This window comes from Micromonospora sp. WMMA2032, assembly GCF_002688545.1.
Taxonomy (GTDB): Bacteria; Actinomycetota; Actinomycetes; order Mycobacteriales; family Micromonosporaceae; genus Micromonospora; species Micromonospora sediminicola.
Genome location: NZ_CP024052.1, coordinates 37,195 through 60,908 on the forward strand (window position 1 = coordinate 37,195; position 23,714 = coordinate 60,908).

The window sequence follows — 23,714 nt, forward strand, 5'->3', positions numbered from 1 at the left end:
CTCCTCGAAGCGTCGTCGAGGCCACTGTAACGTTTGACGCTGAACCGGCCGTCACATAGCGTGCGGTAGCGGATGGCGGGTGAGTGGGCCTCGTTGCTGTCGGACGGCCGCCACAGTCACGGGCGATCCCTGGCTGAGAGGTTCGATGTCGACGGACCGGGAGTTCACCGAATTTTACCTCGCCACCTATCGTCGACTGGTCGGTCAGCTGTACGCGTTGACCGGGAACCGCCACGATGCCGAGGAGCTGGCGCAGGAGGCGTTCTCCCGCGCGCTCGTCCGATGGGCGAAGATCAGAGAGTACGACCTGCCCGAGGCGTGGGTACGCAGAGTGGCCTTCAACCTCGCGTTCTCCCGACGCCGGCAGGCACTTCGCGCGACGGCCGCCATGCTGCGCCTCGGCGCCGGTCGTCGCGGGCAGCCCGACGACGGTGACCACACCGCCGTCGTGGACGCGCTGCGGAAGGTGCCCGTACGCCACCGACAGGCACTGGTCCTGCACTACCTCGTCGACCTCCCCGTTCGGGACGTGGCCGAGGAACTCGGCGTACCGGAGAACACCGTCAAGACGTGGCTGCGGCGAGGACGCCAGCAGCTACAGGACGTGCTGCGTGACGAACTGACCGTCGCGGCACTGGCCCGCCTCGAGTTCTGAGCCCGGCCGCCGTTCGACATGAAACCCGCGCCGTCCCCGCGGGGTGTTCCTGCGCAGATCCCACCGCCGGCGCTCGCGAAGCGCCGCCGGTCGACACGGAGGAGGCCCGAGGATGAGCAGTCGTGGTGCGAGAGTTGGTCTGCTGAGTACCGCCGGTGTGCTGGTGCTCGCCGCCGCGGCGGCGTGGGGGACCGCGCCGAGTGCCTCCGCGGCGGCGGCACCGACCATCACCGCCGTCACCGGCGCGACGGACGGCGGCACGGTACGAGGCGTCACGGTGGTCCAGGCGAAGGTCCGGGGAGCAACCGACGCCGTCACCTTCACCCTGTCCGGCCCGTCGAGCGACGTCTGGACCGAACGGGCCGCACCGTACTTCTTCCACGGCGACCACAACGGAGCCGCCACGGGCTGGGACACCAACCGGATCGCCGACGGGCGCTACACCCTGACGGTGCGGGCCGCCAAGGGCTCCGCCGCCACGACCCGGACGGTAACCTTCACCGTCGACAACGGATCCGCCACCCCGACGCCCGACCCGACCGACGCCGCCGGCCGGCCCTCGGTGTGGGTGCTCAGCGACATGAGCATCCCCGGTGGCGGCACCGACCGCGACGACATCGTGACCCTCGCGACGCTGAGCGCGTATGCCGACAAGTTCGCCGTCGAGAGGGTCGTCGTCGGCGCGACCACCGTCGGCATCAACTGCGCCAAGGCTCTCGACTACGCGAGAACGTCCTTCGGCGCGCACCTGCCAGGCATCACCTTGGCCTCCACCTGCGCCGACGGCGACGGCTTCACCACCTGCACCGCCGCGAACCCGTGGCTGCGGCAGCCACCGGCGACCGTCGAGGCGCTCGTCGCCTCGATCCGGGCCGGCGGGCTCACGGTGCTCAACTGGGGGCCGATGTCGGAGATCGCAGGTGCGGTGTGTTGGCTGGAGCACCACGCGCCGGCCGACCTGGCCAAGGTCCGGATCATCAGCCACTGGACGGACCCCAGCCCCGGCTACCCGAGCCGCGGACAGGCGTACAACTGCGCGAAGGACCAGTCCGCCTGCGACTACCTGCACCAGGCTGCCCGACGCGCCGCCAACCGGATCTCGCTGGTGGAACTCGGCGGCTCGGGCCAGCGATTCGTCGACGAGGCCGACGACCGGTGCGCCGCGGACACCAGCGTCCCGAACAACGGGCTGGGTGCCCTGCTCAACGTCACCAAGGACACCGGCACCCCGGACATGTCCGACGGGGCGACGTTCCTGCTGCTGGTGACCGGCGGCCTGGAGAGCTACGTCGACGACGGGACCGACGACGCGAACTTCACCAAGGGCTTCCAGCAGCTCTGTGTGGCGGCGCCGGCCATCTTCGACCATCTGCGCACCCATCTGAACTGAGCCGTTCGGCGGGCGGGCCGGCGCTCCCGGCCGGTCCCCCCGTCGTGCGGGCTCGCGCGACACGCCGAGCCTCGGTCGACCCGGGCGGGGCGTGGCACAGGATCAGGCGGCGGGTGTGGCACGGGACACGGCGTCGCCGACGCGGTCGACGGCGTCGGTGAGCGCCGGGGCCGCCGCCGCTGACACCCCGCCGTCGCGGATCTCGTCGGCGAGGCTCCGGCGCAGGTCAGACATCAGCTGGGCCAGGTTGTCCGCCCGGGCGTTCTGGTTGTTCACCACGTTCACCACCTGAGCGTCGATCTTCTGCGCCGCGCCGGAGGTCACGGTGCCCTCGGCGAGATCCCGGCGGAGCAACTCGCGAAGCTCGGCCGCGGCGACGGCGAGAGACACGGTCGGACTGGCGGACGGTCCCGTCGTGGCGGAAGCAGGCCCGCCGGTCGAGGGCGCGGATGAGCGGATCGCGCTCGGCACACGGGTCGGCTTGTTGCTCCGTGATGGCCCGGGCGTCGTGACCGGCCGCGTCGACCGGATCAGGGGTGGCCAGGAGAGCTCAGGCGTGGGCAGTTGGGCCTCGGGCGGCGGCGTCGGCGAGCGGGTGAGCGCGACGATGGTCACGGCGGCAGCCAGAGCGCCCGCGACCACCGTGGCCACCCCGGCGATCACCGGTCCTCGCCCACGACGGTCGGCCGCCGGTTCGAGCACCGCGGTCACCACCCGGCCGGCCGGCGCGGCGGCCGGTGCAGGCGTCCGGGGCGGCTGGTGTCCGGCGGACATCGGATCGGTGAGCGCGTGCAGCTCGGCGGCGACCTCCGCTGCCGACGGGCGCCGGCTCGGCTCCCGCCCCAGACACCTGTCGCACAGTCGCACCACCTCGGTCGGGACCGCGGCGGGCATGCGGATGGCATCGTCCGGCGGTCTGCCGGTGAGCATCTCGACGAGCAACGCGCCGAGGGAGTACACGTCTGCCGCCGGATCAGCCGGAGCATCGGCGAGCCGCTCCGGCGCGAGGTACGGGGGAGTGCCGAAGGTCCAGCTCCGCTGCGGGCGGTCCCCGATCCTCGCGGCGATTCCGAAGTCGAGCAGCTTGACCTCGCCGTCGGCCACCATCACGTTGTCCGGGGTGACGTCCCGATGGACGACGCCGTGTGCGTGGACGGCCGCCAGCACCGCGGCCAGCCGCGCGGCGATCCTGACGGCCTGGCGCCACCCGAGCGCCCCGGAGGCCAGGACGTCGAGCAGCGATTCCCCGGCCAGCATCTGCAGGACCAGGAAGGTGACCGTGGTGCCGTCGGGTGCCATGACCTGTCCGACGTCGTGCACGACCACCACGTCGGGATGCGAGACGGCCGCCATGGTGCGCGCCTCGGTGCGTGCCAGGGCGTCCCGGTCCACCGGCACGTCGCGGTCCGGGCCGGGAAGCTTGACCGCGACGAGACGGTCCAGCTCCACGTCCAAGGCCCGCCAGATGACCGACATGCCCCCCGCGCCGATGCGTTCCACCAGTCGGTAACGGCCGGCGAGCGTCACACCCGGCGTAGGCCAGCGCCCGGGTGTCGCCGGCTCAGGCCGACGCACGACGGACGAGTTCAGTGGGAAGTACGACGGTGTCACTGGTGGGTCGGTCCTCGAGGATGTCGGTCAGCAGCAGCCGGCAGGCGATCCTGCCCAACTGTTCGACCGGTTGGCGGACGGTGGTCAGGGCCGGCTGGATCATGGTGGCCACGGGTGCGTCGTCGAACCCGACCAGGGCCACCTCGTCGGGTACGGCGCGGCCGGCACGGCGCAGCGCGTGAAGAGCACCGACCGCCATCGCGTCCGAGGCGACGAAGACGCCGTCGATCGTCGGTGCACGGCTGATCAGCCACTGCATGGCGTGCGTTCCGGACGCCTGGGTGAAGTCTCCGTAGGCCGTGGCCGCCGGCTCGGCCCCGGCCTCGGCCATCGCATCGCGGTACCCGGCGAGGCGGTCGGCGGCGGCTGGCAGGTCCGGCGGCCCGGCGATCATGGCCACCCGGCGACGCCCGCTGCGCAGCAGGTGCCGCACCGCCGCGCGGGCGCCCCCGCGGTTGTCCACGTCGACGAACGGAATGTCCAGCTCGGCCGGGCGGCCGACGCCGCGTACCGGCACCGGGGACGTGGCGACCGCCCGGGCAACCGGATGCTGGTGGTATGCGCTGACCAGGAGGACACCGTCGGCGCCGCCGGTGAGCAGGTAGCGTTCGATCCCGGCCAGGTTGTCCCGTGCCGCCGTCAGGATCGGCATGGGAGAGCCGTGGATCGACAGTTCGGCCTCCGCGCCGGCGGCGAGCCGCGCGAAGAACGGGTCGGCGAACACCCGTGCGGTCGGCTCGCAGATCACCAGGGCCACCACCGGGGGCTTCCGCAGACCCGGGTGCCGGGCGTCTCGCCGTACGTAGCCGAGCTGCGCCATCGCCGCGTACACGCGCTGCCGGACTCCCGTCGTCACGCGGACGGAGCCGGTGAGCACCCGTGACACCGTGGCCGGTGACACCTGCGCCGCGGCGGCGATCTGTTGGACGGTCGGCTGCGCGCGCATCATGCTCCGGCTCGAGGTCGGGTACCGAGCGGCCGGCCGCCGTTCTGTGGACAGGCAGGCGCGTCCGCGGCGCGACGAGCCCGGCTGAGGTCGCTGGAAGCAGGTCTCGTCGCGGGGACCTGCTTCCGAGTGGCGGGGCGTGGCCCGACTGCGCCGGAATGACCGAAGCGTGGCACGGCCGGGAGGACCTGGCAAGGCCGGCGTGCCGGACAGGGCCGCACCCCGGCCGGCGGTGCCCCGTCGTTCGGGCCGGGGCCACTGCCGGGAGGCGGCGTCCGGTCCACGGCATCCGCCCCGGTCACCACCGTCCGGGCATCGACGGTGGTGACCGGTGTCGGCGCGTCACGGACCGTTGCCGCCGTCGGTGAGCCAGCGGCGGTGACGAGCCGGGCCCCGGCCGGGCCGGACCAGGCCGTGAAACGCGTTTCAGGCAGCCGGCGTCGCCGGTCCCGGGGACGTCTCCCCGCCGGCGGCGCGGGCCGGTCGTGGGGAGACGACCCCGGGGGGCCACCGGTCAGCAGGCGAGCGGGTACGCCGACACGGCGACGTCGTCGAACCAGAGGGTGTCGTCGCCACCGCCGTAGCTCTCCCAGCCGAGCCGGAGGTCGGTGAGGTGCGGACGCCAGGTCCGGCCCATCCATTGCGCGTCGACGTCGGCGGTGGGTACGGCGTCGACGAGCAGGCCCGGCACCTGGGTCCCGTTCACGCTCGTGGACATCGTGCCGCGATCACCGTCCACGGTGAACGCCACGCAGTTCCACGTGCCGGTCGGCAGCGGACGGCTCTGCGCCACGCCCGCCGGACTCTGCACCGGCACGGTGGCGTCGTCCGACTCCCGGTTCCACTGCAGCGCACCGCTCTGTCCGCCGAGGCGCAGGTCCTTGCCGCCGTCGGCGTCGTCCCGCAGCGCCGCCAGCGCCACGTGGCCGTCGGGTAGCGGCGTGCTGTGGCGGACGTAGAACCGGACGTGCCAGGTCCGGCCCACCGGCGTGAGGTCGGCGGCCGGTCGGACGAAGACGTGGTTGCAGTAGCCGGCGCGGCCGTCCACCCGCACGGATCGGGTGCCGGAGTGCGCGACGGCGGTGTCGACGGTGGCCGTACCGGATCCCTGGCAGTGGGGCCGGCTCACGGTCCAGGCGCCGTCGGGCACGGTGCCACCCTGGGCCTCGAAGCCGTCGCAGAACGTCGCGGTTCCGCAGGCGGCGTCCGGCGGGCCGCTCGGGGTGGTCGAGGGGGTGGGGCTGACCGGCGGGACCGACGGGGTGGGAGAGCCCGCGCCAGCGGGGTCCGCGCACGCGACCGCCGGTGCCTGGCTGTCCGGCTGACCGGTGCCCAGCAGCCCGATGGTCGTGGACCCGGCCGGCGTCACGTTGCCGTTGAAGGTGGCGTTGGCGGCGGTCACCGTCGACCCGTCCTGGGTCACGGTGACGTTCCACCCCTGGCTGACCCGCTCACCGTTGTGGTAGGACCACGAAAGCCGCCAGCCGGTCAGTGGCACGGTGCCGGTGTTGGTCACCTGGATGTCGGCCTGGAAACCACCGGACCACTGGTTGACGATCCGGTAGGTCGCGGCACACGAGGCGGCCGCCGCGCCGGCGGCCGGTGGGGAGAACGGCACGGGGACCGCCGCGGCGGTGACCAGGACCGCGGCGATGGTTGCGGTCGGTGCCGACCGTCTGGTCGGCAGCCGGAGGGGACGGGTCATCGGTGCTCCTGCGGTGGTGGGGGTGCGGTCCACGTCGGGGACGTGGACCGCACCCGGTGGTGGGGCGGGTACGGCTGGACTCAGCCGCAGGTCACGTCACTGAAGGTGGGAGCGGTGGTGCCGCTGCCGAGCAGTCCGGCGGTGGTCGAGGCGCCCGGTGCCAGGACCCGGTTCCAGCTCGCCGCGTGGATCATGGCGGTGGTGCCGCTCTGCATCGGAGTGCCGTTCCAGACCTGGTCGAGCCGTACTCCGGTCGGGAACGTCCAGCTGGCATACCAGTTGGTCATGGTCGTCGTGCCGGTGTTGGTGATGGTCAGGGTGGCCTGGAAGCCGCCGCTCCAACTGTTGTCGGTGTGCAGGCTCGCCCGGCAGGCCACGGCCGGTGGGGCGGTGGGGGAGGTGCTGGGCGTGGGCGTGGGCCCGGTCGGCGTCGGGGTCGGGGTCGGGGTCGGGCCACCAGGTCCGCTGAAGTCGACGTCGGAGCAGCCGTAGAACGTCTCCTGGCTGTCGGTCCGCGACCAGACCGAGTAGATGACGTGTCGGCCGGAGCGGTGCGGCAGCTGGCCGCTGAAGCGGTAGGCGCCGTCGCTGACCGGGGGCTGCGGATCTGCCGTCAGGAACGGCTGCGCCTCCAGATCGTCCCAGGTGAGCGGCTTGGTGGGGTCGTAGCCGTCCTTGGTGATGTACAGCCGGATTCCACCGGGGTGCGGCACCCAGGCGCCGTAGGAGAAGTCGTACGTGCCATCGGCCCGCACCGGGGTGGCCGGCCAGTCCGCCCGGGGAGCGTCGTACGCGGCGTACTTCGGATTGCCGCCGCTGCACAGTTGGCCGTCCGGAATGTAGCCCCGGGTGCGACCGCCGCCGTCGGAGCGCAGGACGCCGTACCAGTCGTAGAGCGGCTGGGTGCCGCCGGCGGCCACGGCGGCCTGGCAGGCCGGGTTCTCGGGCACGATCTCGCCGCTGCCGACGATGCCGTCGGTGTAGCAGGCGTACGTTCGGCTGGCCGGGGCCTGGAGCGCGCCGTGCGCCTGTGCCGGCCGGGGCGCGCTCAGGACCGTCACGACGCCGGCCGTGAGGGCCAGGACGCCGAAGACGGCCAGCATGCGCCGGGTAGGCGTTGCCGCCAGTTGCATGTCTCCTCCTCGCGGCCCTCAGCGGGACCGCTTTCGCCGACCGGGACGGGTCGGGGTGGTGGATCGTGAGTGGGTCCGGCGGTGGCGCCGCCGCTGCCCATGCCGCGGTCGCTCGTCCGGCGAGCGGCGGGGCGCCCCGGCCACCTGGCCCGCTTCCGCGGAGCCTGCCGCTCGGTGCCAGAAGCCAACATGCCGCGCGTCCCGGGTGCCACCTCGTATGCAGGGATTCGGCGACGACCTGCGGCTTTGCCTGAAACGTCTTTCAGCGGTCAAGCCGAAGACCCTGGGTGCGGCACGGGAATCATCGGGATCCGTCCTCGCAGGTGAACCGACGTTTGTCCGATCCGGCGCACGGGTGCGGCGCGACGGTCGGGTGGCTCGGCTGGACAACAGTGGACCCCGAGCTGCTTATGCTCGCCGATGGAAGCGCTCCCATCCGCACCGCCACCACCACCGTCGAAGGACAGAGCATGTCTGTGAAGAGATCCGTGCGCGGCCTCGCGCTCGCGGCCTGCGTGGTCGTCGGGCTGTCGACGCCGGCGACCGCCACGGCGGCCCCGCCACCCCGAGCGGCGCTGCCGCCGGCGGCCGACAGCGCGGCACCCGCCGCGGACTGGCTGCACACCGAGGGCAACAAGATCGTCGACGAGGCCGGCAACCAGGTCTGGCTCACCGGAGTCAACTGGTTCGGCTTCAACGCCACCGAGCGGGTCTTCCACGGCCTGTGGGGCGGCAACCTCGAGACCATCACCCGGCAGATGGCCGAACGCGGCATCAACACCGTTCGGGTCCCGATCTCCACCCAGCTGCTGTTGGAGTGGAAGGCCGGGCAGACGGTCATGCCCAACGTCAACCTGGCGGCCAACCCGGAACTGGCCGGGATGAACAACCTGCAGATCTTCGACCACTGGCTCGACCTGTGCGAGAAGTACGGCCTCAAGGTCGTGCTCGACGTGCACAGCGCCGAGGCCGACAACGCCGGCCACGTCTATCCGGTCTGGTACAAGGGCACGGTCACTCCCGAGCAGTTCTACCAGGGCTGGGAGTGGGTCACCGCGCGGTACAAGGACAACGACACCATCGTCGCGATGGACATCAAGAACGAGCCGCACGGCCAGCCGGGCGAGTCCCCCCGGGCGAAGTGGGACGGCAGCACGGACGCCGACAACTGGAAGAACGCCTGCCAGACGGCCGGTCGACGGATCCTCGCGATCAACCCCAAGGTCCTGATCATGTGCGAGGGGATCGAGGCGTACCCCCGGCCGGGCAAGAACTGGGACTCGCCGAAGACCAACCCCGACCTGAGCCCGAACTACTACAACAACTGGTGGGGCGGCAACCTGCGCGGCGCGAAGGACTTCCCGGTCGACCTCGGCGCCAACCAGGACCAGCTCGTGTACTCCCCGCACGACTACGGCCCGCTGGTCTACGAGCAGCCCTGGTTCCAGGGCGCGTTCGACAAGGCCAGCCTGACCGACGACGTGTGGCGCCCGAACTGGCTCTACCTGCACGAGGGCAACACCGCGCCCCTGCTGATCGGTGAGTGGGGCGGACGCCTCGGCCAGGACGCCCGGCAGGACAAGTGGCTCAAGGCGCTGCGCGACCTGATCGGCGAGTACAAGCTGCACCACACCTTCTGGTGCCTGAACCCCAACTCGGGCGACACCGGCGGGCTCCTGCTCGACGACTGGAAGACCTGGGACGAGACGAAGTACAACCAGATCCTCAAGCCGGTGCTCTGGCAGCACAACGGCAAGTTCGTCAGCCTGGACCACCAGGTCCGCCTGGGCGGCAACACCGCCACCACCGGCATCAGCCTCACCGAACGCTACGCCGGCGGCAGCGAGGACGACACCGTCGCGCCGACCGCTCCGGGCCGGCCAGCCGCCAGCGCGGTCACCGCCAACGCCGCCACCCTCACCTGGGCCGCCTCCACCGACAACGTCGGAGTCACGTCGTACGAGGTGTTGCGCGCCGCGGGCACCGCGCCCGCGACCGTGGTCGGCACCGTCTCCGGCACCAGCTACCGGGCCGGGAACCTCAGCGGCGACACGACGTACACCTTCACCGTGCGGGCCCGCGACGCCGCCGGCAACGTGTCGGCGCTGTCGCCGGCCGCGACCGTCACCACCCCGGCCGGCGGCAGCGGTGAGGGCGGGTGTGCCGCGACATACCAGGTGACCAACGCCTGGCAGGGCGGATTCCAGGGCGAGATCCAGGTGAAGAACACCGGCACCGCACAGATCAACAGCTGGACGGTGACCTGGACCAACCCGACGGGCACCGCCATCTCCTCGGTCTGGAACGGCAAGCTGAGCACCACCGGTGGCAAGAACACGGTCAGCAACGAGCCGTACAACGGCAAGGTGGCCGCGCAGGCCAGCACCAGCTTCGGCTTCACGGGCACCGGCGCCGGGTCCGCACCGTCCGACCTCAGCTGCGTCGCGTCATGAGCGGCCCGCTGCGGCGCGACGACGCGGCGGGTACGCGGCAGGCCGTCCCTGCGCCTGCCGCGGGCGTCGACAGCTCACGGTTGAACACGGAGGCCACCGGCCAGGACGTCGTCGGACCGACTCGCGCAGGAGTGGACCCGCCGGCCGGACGCCATCGCGGCCTCCGGGTCCACCGATTCCGGTGACTCATCGCCACGGATCAGGACACTCACCTTCACGAAGGACGAGCTGTCTCTGATGCGGGGTCGGCAGAGACGTGCCGACCCGATCAGGACGCGGCCCGGCGGGACCCCACCCCGTCGGGCCGCACCCCTCCCCGCTCCGTGCGCAAGATGCTCACCGCACATCTCATTCAGCTGTTCAGGTACGCGGGCTGGCTGCGTAGACTCTGCTCCACCCTTCCCGACCAGCGGCGAAGGCTGCTCCGGTACGCCTCCACCGGAGCGCCAGTGCTGACCGCTCGGATCGGTCAAGGCCCGTGGGTGGGCACCCACGGGCAGGCGGAAAGGTGGGTGCCGTGCGCGGTCCAGCGATGACGGACGTGGCTCGACTCGCCGGCGTCTCCCACATGACGGTCTCCCGCGTCCTCAACGGGCACCCCACCGTCCGCGAACAGACCCGCCTGCGGGTTCAGGCGGCCATCGCGCAACTCGGCTACCGACCCAATCGGGCAGCCCGAGCGCTGGTCACCGGCCGGTCGCAGATGATCGGGGTGATCGCGCAGAGCACCAGCCTCTACGGTCCGGCATCCCTGCTCACCGAGGTCGAACGGATCGCGGCGCAGGACGGGCTGGCCGTCAGTGTCAGCTGCGTGCCGCGCCCCGACCAGCACTCCATCTCCGAAGCGGTCGACCGGCTTCTCGCGCACCGGGTCGCCGGCATCATCGTCATCGCCCCGATCGAGGTGGCCGACGTGGCCCGGTACCGCCTTCCCCCGGACGTTCCCGTCGTCACCATCGACGGCGACATCCAGCGATCGACGGCCGTGGTCACGATCGACCAGGTGAGCGCTGCCCGCGAGGCAACCCGACACCTGCTCGACGCGGGACATCGCACCGTCTGGCACGTCGCCGGACCACCGGACCGGTTCGGCAGCGCTGCCCGTCAGAAAGGATGGCAGGAGGCACTCGTCGCGGCGGGGGCCGATGTGCCACCACCGCTGCCGGCCGGCTGGTCCGCGGCGTCCGGATACGAGTGTGCGGAACTGTTGGCCCGGATGCCCGAAGCGACCGCGATCTTCGCCGCCAACGATCATGTCGCTCTCGGCGTACTACGCGCGCTTCAGGAGCACGGCAGGCGAGTCCCGGAGGACGTCAGCGTCATCGGCTTCGACGACGTGCCGGAGGCCGCGTACTTCATGCCACCACTGACCACGGTGCGACCACACTTCGACGCGGTCGCGCGAGCCAGTTTCGAGCTCTTGGGTGCGCAGCCCGGATCCGGGGACGGCGGCGTCCGGCAGCGCACCGTCGTGCCGACCCTCATCAGCCGGGCCAGTGTCGCGGCACCGCCGAGCTGATCGGTGGGCGCTGCCTACGGACTGGGCGCATGGCGCTGGGACCGATCTTCGAGAAGATCGCCACGATGCCTCCACATAGACCGGAATGACTGCCACCGGCGAACAAAGTCCTTCCGGGAGTTCGGGGGACCATTGCCACGTAGGTCGCTTCGCTCGCTGGTTGGGGGGTAGGGTGATCATGAGCTGCCAGCGCTACGATCACGGCGCTCCAGCGAACGGTGTTCGCCGTGCTCGGGGTGCCGACAGGATGGCCATGGTGGTGCTCGTGAACCTCACCATGGGCGCGATCGCCGCAGCGACAGCGAGCTTCGTCGGCTGGCGTCTGAGTAGCCCTTCGCCGAGCGTCGGGGGAGCGACGACTGCGGAGCGGATCGGCCTGCCAGACAGACGCATCGGTCCCGGCCCGACCGGCCGGTCCCATGCGTGAAGGATCGAAAAAATTGAGAACTGTCACTTGCCGTGCTCTGCCATCATGAGCCCGTGCAGCGACTGGGGAAGATTGCCGCCGCTTCCGGCTGCGTCCTGGTCGGCGCCTGTGTGGTGCTGACCGCGGTGGCCGCGCGGGAGGCCCGGGGCGATCTCGAGCGGGCTGACCAACTGTTCGGGGTCATCGGCGGCGTGACGGGGGTGATCGGCGCCGCGCTCGCGCTCGTCGGGCTCGTGGTCTCGGTCGTTCTCGGCAGGTTGCAGCTCAGGGCGGCGCGGTCGACGCAGGACGAGGGTGAGACCCTCCCCGATGCCGCGTCCGCGTCCGCGGTGCCGGCCGCCGGCCGGATCGACGCCGACATCGACCGGCTCCGGGTGGCGCTGGCGGTCGCGTACGACCAGTTGTTCGGGGTCGACGACATGGTCGACCAGGTGGGCGAGATCCTGAAGAACCCGGCGAGTCCGCGGATCCTGTCCGTCTGGGGTGGAGCGGGTTACGGCAAGACCACCCTGGTGTACGAGGCGGCGCGCCGGCATACGGGGGAAGCCGGTTTCGCGCGCCTGTTCGGCATCTCGGCCAAGTTCACCCACATCGGTCCGGCCGGCCTGATGAAGCCTCAGCGGGCGCGCATCACGAGCGAGTGGCGGGACATCCTCGTCGAGCTCGCCAAGCAGGTCGACCCGACGGCGGACGTCGACGCGACCACAGTGGAGGAGGCGCTGCCGGGCCTGTTCCCCGCCGCCCCCTGCCTGGTGGTCGTCGACAACCTGGAGACCGTGCCGGAGGCCCGGCAGGCGGTCGACTACCTGGTCGCGCGCTTCGCCGAGTCGCCGCACCGGTTCCTGCTGACCACTCGCGAGTCGGTCGCCGCGATCGGCGGTCGGTGGGTGACCGAACGCAGGTGGAACGGCCCGTCGGCGGCGGACGCGAAGCGGTACGCCGACCACCTCGCCCGCCACGACACGGCCCTCGACCCCACTGACGCGGATCTCGACGACGTGGTGGAGGCGGCCGAGTGCGCACCGCTGCTGATCCAGATCATCGTGCGGTACGCCGCGGAGAAGACGCTGACGATCGCTGAGGTGGTGCGGCGGTTGCGCGATCGGGGCGGCCAGCTCGGAAACAACGTGTGGCGGTACTGCTATGCGCAGTCGATGCAGGCACTGGCCGACGGCGTGGGCTCGACGCAGGACGCGATACGTCTGATGGGCGTCTTCTGCTTCGTCCCGGCCGGACGCTCGGTGACCGACCAGGAGTTCTTCGCGCAGAGCCGGATCGCCGACCGGGAACAGTTCCTGCGCGTCCGCGAGCTCGCCTGCCGGCTGACCCTGGTGCGTGCCCTCGAGGGCAACACGCGATTCACCGTGCACTCACTTCTGCGCGAGCACTTCTGCGGCAACGTCGACGGCACCGACGCGGCTGCTCCGGCCGCCCGATGACGCCGGACGCCCGGGCCGAGCTCGACGAGTGGCAGTGCGGCGTCCGGGCGGTGGCCGGCGATCCGGAGGGCTGGGAGAGGCAGACGACGTTTCGGATCACGCAGGCCCGTACCCGACCGATGGCCGACCTCGGCGAGGAGTACGCCGCGTTCGTCTACTGGATGCGGCGGCTGGCGGCGTCGCCCACGAACGTCTCGCCGGACGTGCTGTCGGCGTTCGTCGCGGAGCTGGGGCGCCTCGCCAGCAACCTCGGGCAGCCGGCCCGGATGGACGACGTGGAGACCGCCCTGCGGGAGGCGATCGCGGCCCAGTCGGCGGTGGGCGGCCCGGTCTCGGGCCTCTACCTCGCGTTGGCGTCCTACCTGGGCACACGCGCGTTCGAGACTCGGGAGCGCAGCAGGGCCATCGCCGCTGCCGTGGCGAGCGCCGAGCCCGGCACCGACGACTGGGGGCGGGCCATGATCGCGAAGTGCGAGTACGAGGTGTCGATCAGCCGGTACACCACCGCCGTGCGGACCGCGCACGACCTGCGGGCGTGGCTGGGTCGGGGTCTTGATCCCCATTTCGAGTGCGGCGCGCTCACCCATGAGGCGACCGCGCTGTTCACGTCGTTTCAGGACCTGGCGGAGGCCGAACGCTTGTTGCGGCGTGCCGTGACGTTCGCCCCCGCCGCCACTGACGACGTCCGGGTCGCGCGCTGGATCGCGACCGCCTTCCACTACCTGGGCCGGATCGCCGAGGTGCGGGGCCGTGACGAGGAGTGCCTCCGCTACTACGTCCGTGGCCAGAAGTACCAGGAGCTGTGTCCGGAGGAGATCGAGGCGTCCGCGTTCCTGCACCTGCGGCTCTCCGAGCCACTGGCCAACGCCCATCTGTACGAGCTGGCGTCCGACCATCTGCGCCAGGCGGAGCGGCTGGCGCAGGTGGGTGCGAACCGCAGCTCCGCCGCCGTCCAGGTCGAGGTCGGCTACGCCGTGCTGACGGCCAAGCAGGGACGGCTGGCCGAGGCGCAGCGGAGGGGCCGGGAGGCGTTGCGGCACTGCCGGCGGATCAAGTTCCGGCGCGGCGAGCTCCTCTGCCTCGGGTTCCTGTTCACGATCCAGGTCAAACGCCGCCACTACCTCCGGTCGGCCCTGACCCTGCTGCGCATCGTGCCAACGCTGCTGACCGGTGAACTGAGGCACAACAGCATCCTCAAACTGCGTGGTGGCATCCCGGTGCTCTTCCGGCTGGCCTTCCGGCGGCTGGCGCGGAGAGGGTCGCAGGGCGAGAGCCCGCCGGGGGTCAGCGAGCCGGTCGGCTGCCCCTGTCCGCAGCATGCGGGTCCTCGGTGAGGGGCGCGTCGGCGCCGGCCGGAGACGAACGGCTGGAGGCGACGACCGTCACCCCGATCGCCGCCACCGCGAGGAGTGCCGCGAGCCCGCCTCGCGTCGCGGCGAGGAACACGGCACCGCGGACCGGGTCGGCCTCGCTCCCGATCCCGATCCACACCCCCAGCGACGCTCCGACGACGAGCGCCCCGCCCACCAGGGCCCACGCCCGACGGGCGCGGCGCGACGCCGGCTCCGGCCCGCCGAGGGCCGGGCCTGGGCGTGCGCGCCTGGCGCACCACACGGCGAGGACGGCCAGTCCGACGACGGTGCTCGCGTACTGGGCCCACTCGTAGCCGGGAAGCGGCCCGTGTGCCGCGGCCAACCAGGGCAGGTGTCGGACGCCCCAAGTGCCGGAGTGGGTGAAGCTGTCCCACACCACGTGCGTGAGCGCGCCGACGGCGAGCCCCGCGACGACGGCCAGGGGATTCAGCCGGGCCTTTCCGGTCCGGGTGCCGCCGACGGTTCCGGTGGACGGGGTGAATAGGCCGGGCAGCAGCACGCCGGCCGCGGGCCGGCCGATCGTCCGCCACCCGACGAACGCCACCGCGCCCACCAGGACGTCGAGCGAGACCGCCCCGGCCAGCGAGTGGGTCCATGTGGTCAGCGACGTGACCGTCACGTAGAACGGCAGGTCGGGAGCGAGACTGCCGACGACGAGGGCCGACGGGGGCACGCCCAGGCGGCCCAGCGGTCGCAGCAGGGGCAGGACCACAGCGGGATGACTGGCGGTGAACGGCACGGCGCCTCGGTTCGCCTCTCGGTCGCGGCAGGGCCGTATCGTATCGCCGCGCCGCACCCCGGTGGCACCGGCCGACGGTGTCGGAGACCTCCCGGTCTCAGCGAAGAGCGGCCGTGGCCTGGGCGACCAGCCAGCGTTCCGCCTGCTCGTAGGTCCAGCCGTTGTCGTCGAGCAGGGTGAAGTAACCGGAGTATCCGAAGTAGAACCAGAGGATGTCGGTCGCCTCCGCGACTGTCGTTCCCGCCCTCAGCCCGCCGACGTCGCGGAGTCGCACGGCGACGGCTTCGACGGCGTCGCGGTAGCGTCCGGTGGCCACCCGCAGGCTGTCGGCGACCTCGGCGTGGTGCGGCGCGGTCGTCAGCATCAGCCGCATGATGTCGCCGTACGTCTCGCGCATGGCCCGGACCGTGGCTGCCGTGTCCCGCAGGATCTCGTCCGGGTCGGTGAGCGTCTCCTGCCGGGAGAGGGTCTGCGCCACGATCGGCGCCTGGCTCCACAGGTCGACGAGCGTCCGGACCAGCCCCTGCTTGCCGCCGGTCACCGCGTACACCGTGGCCGGTGCGACGCGAGCCTCCGCGGCGATGTCCTCGATCTTCGTGGCGAAGTAGCCGTTGCGGGCGAAGAGTGAGCGCGCCGCCTCGATGATGGCGGCGCGGGTGGCCGCGGCGTACTCGGCCCGACGGCTCCTCGGTGCTTCGGTCATGGTCGTGTGAGCATAGCCCCCGCCATTTGTCAGAGTTGGTCTCTGACGAGTGAGTGGCTACTCTGATCAAATGGGTGACATGCTGACGTCCGGCACGGAGTACGAAGCAGCGCGGACGATCTGGAACGGTGCGGTGACCAGACGTCCGCGCGCCGTCCTTCGGTGCGCCACCACGGCTGACATCCAGGCCGGGGTGCGGACCGCCCGGGAGAAGGGCCTCCCGCTGTCGGTGCGCGGCGGCGGGCACGACTGGGCCGGTCGCGCGCTGACCGACGGCGGGCTGACGCTGGACCTGAGCCCGATGCGGCGGGTGAGCGTGGACCCGGCAACCGCGGTCGCCACCGTGGCCGGCGGTGCCACGTCGGCCGACGTGGCCGCGGCCGCGCAACGGGCCGGTCTGGTCGCGGTCACCGGGACGGCCGGTTCGGTCGGCATGGCGGGCCTGACGCTCGGCGGTGGGTACGGTCCACTGAGCGGCCGGTTCGGCCTTGCCGCCGACAACCTGCTGTCGGCCGACGTGGTGCTCGCCGACGGCACGTCGGTCACCGCGGACGAGGAGCGCGACCCCGAGTTGCTCTGGGCCCTGCGCGGCGGTGGCGGCAACTTCGGCGTCGTCACCTCGATGCGGATCCGGCTGCACGCGGTGCCGACGATCCTGGCCGGCATGATCATGTTCGGCTCCGACGTGCTGCCGGAGCTGGAGGAGTCGCTGCTACGCGGGCCGGACGAGCTGACCGTGCAGGCCGGCTTCATCACCGCCCCGACCGGTGGGTCGGCGCTGTTCGTCGCGCCGACCTGGTGCGGCGAGCCCGAGGCCGGGACCAAGGTGCTTCAGCGGCTCACCGAGCTCGGCGAGCCGCTGACGGCGCAGTTCGGCCCGACCACGATGACCGACCAGCTCGCACAGATCGACGCGATGTTCCCGGGGGGTCGCCACGTCGAGATCGGGGCGCGCACGGTGACCGGACTCGACCGTACGGTCCAGGAGATCCTGCTCGACGCCGCCGACGCCAAGACCTCGCCGCTGTCGGCGATCTCGCTGCACAGCCTCCACGGCGCGGCCGCTCGCGTCCCCGCCGACGCCACCGCGTTCCGCAACCGGACGCCGCACCTGATGGTCGAGACCATCGCGGTGTGGGAACCCGGAGACCCCGCCGAGGATCGACACCGGGCCTGGGTCCGCAAGACCGACCGGCTTCCGGGCGGCTATCCCAACCTGCTCGGTCCGGGCGACGCCGAGCGCACCGCCGCAGCCTTCGGGCCGAACGCCGAGCGCCTGCTCTCCGCCAAGAAGCGGTACGACCCCGAACTGGTGTTCCACGCGCCGGGAAGGCTCTGACGGCCGGCGCCGAGGATCCACCATCGAACGGAGGTGCGCAGTGGGCTGGAGCACCCGGGAGATCGCCCAACTCGCCGGCACCACGCTGCGGGCGGTACGCCACTACCACGACATCGGGCTGCTGACCGAACCACCCCGGCGCACCAACGGCTACAAGCAGTACGGGGTTGCCCACCTCGTCCGGATCCTGCGCATCAGGCGCCTGACGGAGTTGGGTTTCTCGCTGTCGCAGATCGCGACCATGCAGGACACCGACGATCAGCCCGTGGAGGCCCTGCGCACCCTGGACGCCGAGCTCGCGGCCACCATCGAACGGCTCCAGCGGGCCCGCCTCGAACTCGGCGTCATCCTGCGACAGCCCACACCGGCGGAACTGCCACCCGGTGTCGTCACACCCGATGTCGTGTCGACGATGCCGCCGGCCGACCGTTCGTTCGTCGTCGTGCTGACCCGGATACTCGGCGCCGACACGATGCGGGCCTGGGGGGACATGCTGCGCAAGCCCGTCACCGACCCGGTGGCCGAGCGGTTCGACACCCTTCCCGCGGACGCCGACGCGCAGGCTCGCGCGGCCGTGGCCCGGGACCTGGCCCCCTACGTACGCACGCTGCTCGCCGAGAACCCCGGAGTGCGGATCACGAACGCCGGCACCCGGTACAGCGCACGCTACGTCGAACAAGCCGTCGGCAAGGCCCTGGCGGAGCTCTACAACCCGGCGCAGCTGGACGTCCTGCGGCGCACCCACCGCCTGCTGTCCGAACCGCGGGACTGATCGACGGCACCGACCGGCGCGCGGCGAGCGGGCCGGGGACGGGTGCCGGTGGACCGCACGTGGTCAGCGGCGGGCCGCGACGAGACGTCTGGTGCTGCGCCGGAAGCTCCACACGACGACCAGCGCGGCCAGTACGGTGAGCGGAGTGCCCATGACGACTCGGGCAAGGCCCAGCCCACCGGTGCTGTCGGCCAGGTAGAGCCACTGCTGGACCGCGAACCGGGACCCGAACACCGACGCCGCGGCGAGGGTCGCGACATCGTGTGCCACCCGTACGGCTCGATCGGATCGCCATGCGTGCGTGCCGCCGTGCAGGGCGTTCCAGATGACACCGGTCAGCGGCCGGCGAGCCAGCACCGACCCGGACGTGACGACGAATCCGGCCAGCGAGGCCCAGATCCCGATCACGAAGAAGTCTCGCGCGGAGCCGGTCCAGGCGACGATCCCGGCGGCCACCGCCACACCGAGCAGGCTGCCCACCGCCGAGACGAGACGCTCGCCGCGCAGCCACCGAAGGAGGAACAACGCCAGCCCGGTCGCGACCGCGACACCGACAGCCACCGGAAGCGACAGGAACGCGTCGGCCGTGACGAACACGATCACCGGGACCGTGGAGTAGACGAACCCGGCCGGGCCGCCCATCTGCCGCAGGACGGTGTCGGCGGGCTGGGCGGTGCCGTCGGGAGGAGTGGGCCCACGGTCCCGCTCCGACATCACATCTGGGTCGACCTCGTTCGGCATTGGACAATTAGCCGGTGTGCCGCAGCGGCACACTCAAGCACGCGCGGCACGCTGTGTCCGACCTCACGACCGGCGGCGCGACCGCTGCCGGCACTCGATGCCGGCCTCGAGTTCGACGTCGAGGGCGCGGAACGTCTGTTCCGCGCCCTCGACCGATTCCCGCGCCACGGCGATGTCGCAAGCGACACGCCCAGGTCCACCAGGCGACGGATCCGCAGCAGCCGGAGGAGATGCAGGATCCCGTACTGTTTGCCACTGCACACCGTGCCCCAGGGGCACGGCCGACGTCAGCCGTGCCGGCAGGTCCGGTCGCCGGCCGGCATCGTGCCATCCACCAGGTACGACGTGGCGAGGTTCAGCGCGCAGGCGTTACCACCGAGTACGTAGACGCCGTGCCCGCTCCCGTCGACGGTGACCAGCCGGGAGCGCTTCTCGAACTTCTCCCGCAGCAGCCTGCCACCGGCGAGCGGGGTGACCGGGTCGTGCCGGTTCTGCAGGATCAGCACGTTGCGTGGCCCCTCGTCGTCCACCGCGACCGGCGGCTGCGCCGGCTCGTGCGTCCAGAAGGCGCAGGGGGTGATGTTGGCGCTGGCCGCGCCGAACAGCGGGAACCGCTTGCGGTCCTGCGCGACGGCCCGCCGGTAGGTGTCCACGTCCTCGGGCCACGCGACGTCGTTGCAGGTGACGGCGAGGAACACGGTAAGCGCGTTGTCCTGCGGGTTGGGGGCGGTCGCCGCCTTCGCCCGCGGCGCCTCGCCGGGGTTCAGGTAGGTCTGCCAGATCCGCGCGAGGCTCGGGTACTGGATCTGGTTGTAGAGGGAGCCGAAGGTGATCTGCCGGAAGACGGCACCGGTGAGCCCGTCGGCGGCGGGCGTCTCGTCGAGCCGCTCGGCGAGCGTGAGGTAGGTCCGGCGTACCTGCCGCGGGGTGCGGCCGAGGCCGTAGGACTCGTGCCGCTTCGCCGCCCACGCCGCGAAGTCGGGGAACGTCTGCTCCATGCCGAGCGCGAACCGGCGCAGTCCGGCCCGGTCGAGGTGGGTGTCGCCGACGATGCTGTCCAGCACCACCCGGTCGGTGGTGGCCGGGAACATCGAGGTGTACGCGGCACCGAGCGCCGAGCCGTAGGACGCCCCGTAGAAGCTGGCCGTCTTCTCGCCGAGCGCGGCGCGGATCCGGTCCAGGTCGCGGGCCATGTTCGCGGTCGTGAGGTGGCGCAGCCGGCCCTCGGTGTCGTTGGCCGCACAGCGTTCGGCGACGTCCTCGGCGATTTCCGCCTGGCGGCCCACCGCGGCGTCGTCCGGCGCGTACGGCGGGATGTTTGCCCAGTAGGCGTCATCGGCGGTGAAGCCGCAGCTCACCGGCGACGAGTGCCCGACGCCCCGGGTGTCCATGCCGATCAGGTCGTAGGCGTCCGTGACGCCGGTCGGCAGCCCCTTCGAGACCAGGAAGGCCGGCTGGTCGAGCCCGGTGCCGCCCGGCCCGCCCGGGTTGAACATCAGCACGCCGCGTCGCTTCTCCGGTTTCGTGCTCGCGATCCGCGACACCATCAGCTCGATCTGGGTGCCGTCCGGGTCCTGGTAGTCCAACGGAACCGGCACCGTCGCGCACTGCACCGGCAGTTGAACCGTCGGGGGCACCACCACGTCCTTGGGGCACGCGGTCCAGCGTGGACCCGCCGCGGCCGGTCCCGCCGGCGCCCCGCCGGCGGTCGCCGGAATCACCGAGACCAGGGCCCCAACCAGTCCCAGCGTCCCCACCAGGGCCATTGCACGTCCTCGCGACATTCGCATCTCCTGTCCGACCCACGTTCAGCGGGTTGGCACCCATGCGAACCTGTGCCCTCGGGGCACAGTCAAATGCGGCACGGCAGACGTCGGTCCGCGTCTGCGGACGTCGTCGAACAGATCACACCCGGGCGGGGTTGAGTGTGCCGCTACGGCCGGGTGTCTCATCGGAGCCGCCGTCGCCCGCCGGCGGCGGGGGCACCGGCCGAGCAGTCCGAGCAACGAACGCGGCCCACCGATCGGCACGTCGACACGAAGGAAGACATGCGCCACTCTCCAGCACACCCGATCGTGCGTCCCCTGGGGGCGTTCGAGCACATCATCGACCTCTACATCGGTCGCAACCCCGTACAGTTCTCGCTCGTCGTCGAACTCGCCTCGCCCGTCTCGGCACACCAACTGGAGCGCGCGCTCGCGCAGCTGCAGCGGACGCACCCACTGCTCGCCGTCGGCATCGACCGCAGCGGCGACCGCCCGACCTTCCGGAAGTCGACCGAACCCATCGAGGTCCGACACGTTGGGGGAAGCTGGCGCGACGTGGCGGCGCAGGAGCAGGCCCGTCCCGTCGACGCCGACGGAAGCCCGCTGGCGCGCGCGACGCTCGTGGGCGGCGCACCCGGCGACCGGGGGAGCGCCGTCGTCCTGACGTTCTCCCACCAGATCACCGACGGACGCGGCGCGCTCCGCGCAGCGCACGACCTCCTCGTGATCCTCGACGGGCGGACGCTCCCGGCCCGGCCGGCGCCCCTGGACCAGGAGAGCCTGCTCGAACGTCTGCCCCGGACGGAGCGGCCGACCGATCACATCCCGGGCCCTCCGGCGGAGCCGGCTGTCGGCACGATCCGTCCGTTCGACGCCACGGCACCGAGCATCGAGATCGCCGAACTCGACCCCGCGACGACCGCACATCTTCGCTCCACCGCCCGTGCCAACGGGTCGACCGTCCAGGGCGCGATCTGTGCCGCCGCCGCGCAGGCGCTGGCCGCGCTCACCGGGGCCGAGAGCATCCGCGTCAACGTTCCCATCGATCTCCGCTCGGCGCTGGGCCTCGAGGACGACGTGGTGAACCGCTTCACGGCGACGAGCGTGGTGCTGCGCGCACCTGCGCAGAACACGCTCTGGTCTCTCGCGAAGGACGCGACGGCGCAACTGCGAGTCGCGCGGGACGGTGCCCGGCATGCGGCACTGATGCTGGGCTCGCTCAACCCCGCCGACGCCTCGGAGGCGGAGGCGGCGATGCTCGCCGCCACGGCTGCCGACCTGGAGATCACCAATCTGGGGACATCCGAGCCCGACACGTCCTCCGCCGTCGCGATCTGGGGACCGACGATGACGACGCAGGTCCGCGACGAGCGGATCCTCGGCGTCGTCACGCACGCCGGGTCGCTGAGACTCGTACTGACGACACACGGCGACACCAGGGGTCTTCCCGCTGACGTCGCCGGCCGCCTCACCCGACTCGGAGGTTCCGCAGCCGAAGGCTAGGTTCTGCGCCCGGCACCCGGTCGCGGCCGGACCGAGCGGTAGGTGGCGACCTCGTCGACCGCCGGGTCGACGGCGACGTGGGTCTCGGGCGTCGCACGCCGGTACCGGCGCGTCCGATCTCCGGTACCGGCCTGCGGGAGCAACTGCTGACCCAGGGGTTGAACCATCGGGGAAGGGTTTGTCGGAGCGACCGGGGGCATCGCGGTCGCGCTGGCGTGGACCGCCCTGGCCCGCCCGGCGGCGGTGCCGGTGGCCCTGTCTAGACGCGGGTCCGCAGGGTGACCGGGGAGCTGGATGTGCCGCCACCGGCGCTTGCGTGACGAGAGTCCGCACCGCGGCTGGGGTGGCGCGCGGGCCGGATGAGTCGTTCGCCGAGGGCCAGCACCAGGGCGGCTACGCCGAGCAGGGCGCCGATCAGCACCGTAGCGCGCACACCGTGGCTCGGCAGGGCCAGGCCGCCCACGAACGCGCCGGCGGTGATGCCGACGTTGACCGCGGCGGAGACTGTGGCGGCGGCGAGGTCGGAGCGCCCGGGGGCCACCTGGAGAACGAGGCCGCCGAGCGTCGCGGTGAACGCGGCGAATGCCAGTCCGGCCAGAGCGATCAGGCCGACGGACACCGACGGCCGTTGGCCGAACCTGTACAGGCCGAGCAGTGCTGACGATTGCAGTGCGACGGTCGTGAGGAGAGCGAGCCACGGGCTGCGGTCCAGCAGCGCGCCGATGGCGAGGATGCCGAGCACGCTGGCGATGCCACGTGCGAACAGGACGGCCCCGACCGACGCGGCGGAGAATCCGCTGACCTCGGTGACGAAGAGGGCGACGTAGGTGTAGGCGGCAATGGCACCGGCGGTCGCCAGGACGGCCATCGCCACCAGCAGCCAGAAGCGTCGGGCGTCGGGCGTCGCACCTCGGGCGGCGTGTCCGTCTTCCGGCCGCGTCGAGGGCAGCAGCGCGGCCACCACGACGAACACCACCGCGCCGAGCCCAGCTACCGCCAGGAACGATGCGCGCCACCCGGCGCGGTCGCCCAGCCAGGTGCCTGCGGGCACGCCCAGGGCCAACGCGACGGTGCCGCCGGCGAACACGACCGCGACGACCCGCCCGCGTAGTGCGGGCCGGAACAGCTCAGCCGCAGCCGGCACCACCACGGCCCAGAACAGCGCATGGGTCGTCGCGGTGACCATCCTGGCGACCAGGAGCAGCGCGAAGGTGCTCGTCAGCGCCGTGACGGCGGTGCTGAGGACGAAGCCGGCCAGGAGCGCCGACAGCAGCCGGCGGCGAGGGACCCTGCGGACCAGCGCCGTCAACGGGACCGAGGCGACCATCACCACCGCGCCGTAGGCGGTGACGAGCATGCCCACCTGCGGCGGCGAGACGGCCAGGTCCCCCGCCATCGGCAGCAGCAGCCCGATGGGCAGCGCCTCGGCGGTGGTGTAGAGGAACGTCCCACCGGACAAGCCGATCAGCGCCCCCGCTGCCCGTCCGCGTTTCATCAGAC

The 23,714-nt window shown here is 72.0% G+C and carries 19 protein-coding genes; 10 read left to right on the plus strand and 9 right to left on the minus strand.

Annotated elements, in window-relative coordinates:
- Positions 1–145: 145 nt before the first annotated feature.
- Both CO540_RS00170 and CO540_RS00175 read left to right on the plus strand, forming a co-directional pair.
- A complete protein-coding gene (locus CO540_RS00170; protein ID WP_099160247.1) occupies positions 146–655 on the plus strand; it encodes a SigE family RNA polymerase sigma factor in 510 nt (169 codons plus the stop codon).
- Positions 656–767: 112 nt separating this feature from the next.
- Positions 768–2,045, plus strand: coding sequence for a hypothetical protein (locus tag CO540_RS00175; protein ID WP_157779024.1), 1,278 nt, complete (start codon positions 768–770; stop codon positions 2,043–2,045).
- Positions 2,046–2,147: 102 nt separating this feature from the next.
- On the opposite strand, the gene CO540_RS00180 is transcribed toward CO540_RS00175, so the two are convergent.
- The 4 genes from CO540_RS00180 to CO540_RS00195 form a co-directional block, all read right to left on the minus strand.
- Positions 2,148–3,656: a protein kinase gene (locus tag CO540_RS00180; protein ID WP_371682259.1), complete on the minus strand. Its 1,509-nt coding sequence runs from the start codon at positions 3,654–3,656 to the stop codon at positions 2,148–2,150.
- Positions 3,607–4,605: a LacI family DNA-binding transcriptional regulator gene (locus CO540_RS00185; RefSeq protein WP_253866306.1), complete on the minus strand. Its 999-nt coding sequence runs from the start codon at positions 4,603–4,605 to the stop codon at positions 3,607–3,609. Before CO540_RS00185 ends, CO540_RS00180 begins: the two co-directional genes overlap by 50 nt.
- Before the next feature lie 511 nt (positions 4,606–5,116).
- Positions 5,117–6,307: a cellulose binding domain-containing protein gene (locus tag CO540_RS00190; RefSeq protein ID WP_099160253.1), complete on the minus strand. Its 1,191-nt coding sequence runs from the start codon at positions 6,305–6,307 to the stop codon at positions 5,117–5,119.
- 80 nt (positions 6,308–6,387) lie between these two features.
- Positions 6,388–7,440 carry a lytic polysaccharide monooxygenase gene (locus CO540_RS00195; RefSeq protein WP_172967764.1) on the minus strand — a complete coding sequence of 351 codons (1,053 nt, stop codon included), beginning with the start codon at positions 7,438–7,440 and terminating at the stop codon, positions 6,388–6,390.
- Positions 7,441–7,910: 470 nt separating this feature from the next.
- On the opposite strand from CO540_RS00195, the gene CO540_RS00200 reads away from it, so the two are divergent.
- The 5 genes from CO540_RS00200 to CO540_RS00215 all read left to right on the plus strand — a co-directional run bounded on the left by CO540_RS00200 (position 7,911) and on the right by CO540_RS00215 (position 14,612).
- Positions 7,911–9,893 (plus strand): cellulase family glycosylhydrolase, encoded by a 1,983-nt coding sequence (locus CO540_RS00200; protein WP_099160257.1) that lies wholly within the window; start codon positions 7,911–7,913, stop codon positions 9,891–9,893.
- Between the two features lie 532 nt (positions 9,894–10,425).
- Entirely contained in the window at positions 10,426–11,412 is a 987-nt protein-coding gene (locus CO540_RS00205; protein WP_099160259.1) for a LacI family DNA-binding transcriptional regulator, read from the plus strand.
- Positions 11,413–11,659: 247 nt separating this feature from the next.
- Entirely contained in the window at positions 11,660–11,839 is a 180-nt protein-coding gene (locus CO540_RS30285; RefSeq protein ID WP_172967765.1) for a hypothetical protein, read from the plus strand.
- A gap of 53 nt (positions 11,840–11,892) precedes the next feature.
- Positions 11,893–13,278 carry an ATP-binding protein gene (locus CO540_RS00210; RefSeq protein WP_157779026.1) on the plus strand — a complete coding sequence of 462 codons (1,386 nt, stop codon included), beginning with the start codon at positions 11,893–11,895 and terminating at the stop codon, positions 13,276–13,278.
- Entirely contained in the window at positions 13,275–14,612 is a 1,338-nt protein-coding gene (locus CO540_RS00215; protein ID WP_099160263.1) for a hypothetical protein, read from the plus strand. Before CO540_RS00210 ends, CO540_RS00215 begins: the two co-directional genes overlap by 4 nt.
- Here CO540_RS00215 and CO540_RS00220 read toward each other — a convergent pair.
- On the minus strand, positions 14,563–15,390 hold the full coding sequence (locus CO540_RS00220) for a DUF4184 family protein (RefSeq protein ID WP_157779027.1): 828 nt from the start codon (positions 15,388–15,390) through the stop codon (positions 14,563–14,565). The two genes, CO540_RS00215 and CO540_RS00220, sit on opposite strands and share 50 nt — an antisense overlap.
- Positions 15,391–15,487: 97 nt before the next feature.
- Complete coding sequence (locus tag CO540_RS00225) at positions 15,488–16,093, minus strand: TetR/AcrR family transcriptional regulator (protein WP_091573758.1); 606 nt, start codon at positions 16,091–16,093, stop codon at positions 15,488–15,490.
- Positions 16,094–16,163: 70 nt separating this feature from the next.
- Between CO540_RS00225 and CO540_RS00230 the strand changes: the two genes are divergently transcribed.
- The gene (locus tag CO540_RS00230; RefSeq protein ID WP_099160266.1) at positions 16,164–17,432 is read left to right on the plus strand and encodes an FAD-binding oxidoreductase; all 1,269 of its coding nucleotides are present in this window, start codon (positions 16,164–16,166) and stop codon (positions 17,430–17,432) included.
- 40 nt (positions 17,433–17,472) lie between these two features.
- Positions 17,473–18,204, plus strand: coding sequence for a MerR family transcriptional regulator (locus tag CO540_RS00235; protein WP_099160268.1), 732 nt, complete (start codon positions 17,473–17,475; stop codon positions 18,202–18,204).
- A 63-nt stretch (positions 18,205–18,267) separates the two neighbouring features.
- On the opposite strand, the gene CO540_RS00240 is transcribed toward CO540_RS00235, so the two are convergent.
- Positions 18,268–18,918 carry a DUF3159 domain-containing protein gene (locus CO540_RS00240; RefSeq protein ID WP_099160270.1) on the minus strand — a complete coding sequence of 217 codons (651 nt, stop codon included), beginning with the start codon at positions 18,916–18,918 and terminating at the stop codon, positions 18,268–18,270.
- Between the two features lie 314 nt (positions 18,919–19,232).
- Positions 19,233–20,582: an alpha/beta hydrolase gene (locus CO540_RS00245; RefSeq protein ID WP_216642314.1), complete on the minus strand. Its 1,350-nt coding sequence runs from the start codon at positions 20,580–20,582 to the stop codon at positions 19,233–19,235.
- Positions 20,583–20,993: 411 nt separating this feature from the next.
- On the opposite strand from CO540_RS00245, the gene CO540_RS00250 reads away from it, so the two are divergent.
- Positions 20,994–22,214, plus strand: coding sequence for a peptide synthetase (locus CO540_RS00250; RefSeq protein ID WP_157779028.1), 1,221 nt, complete (start codon positions 20,994–20,996; stop codon positions 22,212–22,214).
- A 259-nt stretch (positions 22,215–22,473) separates the two neighbouring features.
- On the opposite strand, the gene CO540_RS00255 is transcribed toward CO540_RS00250, so the two are convergent.
- Positions 22,474–23,709, minus strand: coding sequence for an MFS transporter (locus CO540_RS00255; protein WP_099160275.1), 1,236 nt, complete (start codon positions 23,707–23,709; stop codon positions 22,474–22,476).
- Positions 23,710–23,714 lie beyond the last annotated feature (5 nt).

Bases quoted from the DNA above. Each gene is read 5' to 3' on its own strand.
- CO540_RS00170 (WP_099160247.1), top strand. From the start codon at position 146: ATGTCGACGGACCGGGAGTTCACCGAATTTTACCTCGCCACCTATCGT.
- CO540_RS00175 (WP_157779024.1), top strand. From the start codon at position 768: ATGAGCAGTCGTGGTGCGAGAGTTGGTCTGCTGAGTACCGCCGGTGTG.
- CO540_RS00185 (WP_253866306.1), bottom strand. From the start codon at position 4,605: ATGATGCGCGCGCAGCCGACCGTCCAACAGATCGCCGCCGCGGCGCAG.
- CO540_RS00190 (WP_099160253.1), bottom strand. From the start codon at position 6,307: ATGACCCGTCCCCTCCGGCTGCCGACCAGACGGTCGGCACCGACCGCA.
- CO540_RS00195 (WP_172967764.1), bottom strand. From the start codon at position 7,440: ATGCAACTGGCGGCAACGCCTACCCGGCGCATGCTGGCCGTCTTCGGC.
- CO540_RS00200 (WP_099160257.1), top strand. From the start codon at position 7,911: ATGTCTGTGAAGAGATCCGTGCGCGGCCTCGCGCTCGCGGCCTGCGTG.
- CO540_RS00205 (WP_099160259.1), top strand. From the start codon at position 10,426: ATGACGGACGTGGCTCGACTCGCCGGCGTCTCCCACATGACGGTCTCC.
- CO540_RS30285 (WP_172967765.1), top strand. From the start codon at position 11,660: ATGGCCATGGTGGTGCTCGTGAACCTCACCATGGGCGCGATCGCCGCA.
- CO540_RS00215 (WP_099160263.1), top strand. From the start codon at position 13,275: ATGACGCCGGACGCCCGGGCCGAGCTCGACGAGTGGCAGTGCGGCGTC.
- CO540_RS00225 (WP_091573758.1), bottom strand. From the start codon at position 16,093: ATGACCGAAGCACCGAGGAGCCGTCGGGCCGAGTACGCCGCGGCCACC.
- CO540_RS00230 (WP_099160266.1), top strand. From the start codon at position 16,164: ATGGGTGACATGCTGACGTCCGGCACGGAGTACGAAGCAGCGCGGACG.
- CO540_RS00240 (WP_099160270.1), bottom strand. From the start codon at position 18,918: ATGTCGGAGCGGGACCGTGGGCCCACTCCTCCCGACGGCACCGCCCAG.
- CO540_RS00250 (WP_157779028.1), top strand. From the start codon at position 20,994: ATGCGCCACTCTCCAGCACACCCGATCGTGCGTCCCCTGGGGGCGTTC.
- CO540_RS00255 (WP_099160275.1), bottom strand. From the start codon at position 23,709: ATGAAACGCGGACGGGCAGCGGGGGCGCTGATCGGCTTGTCCGGTGGG.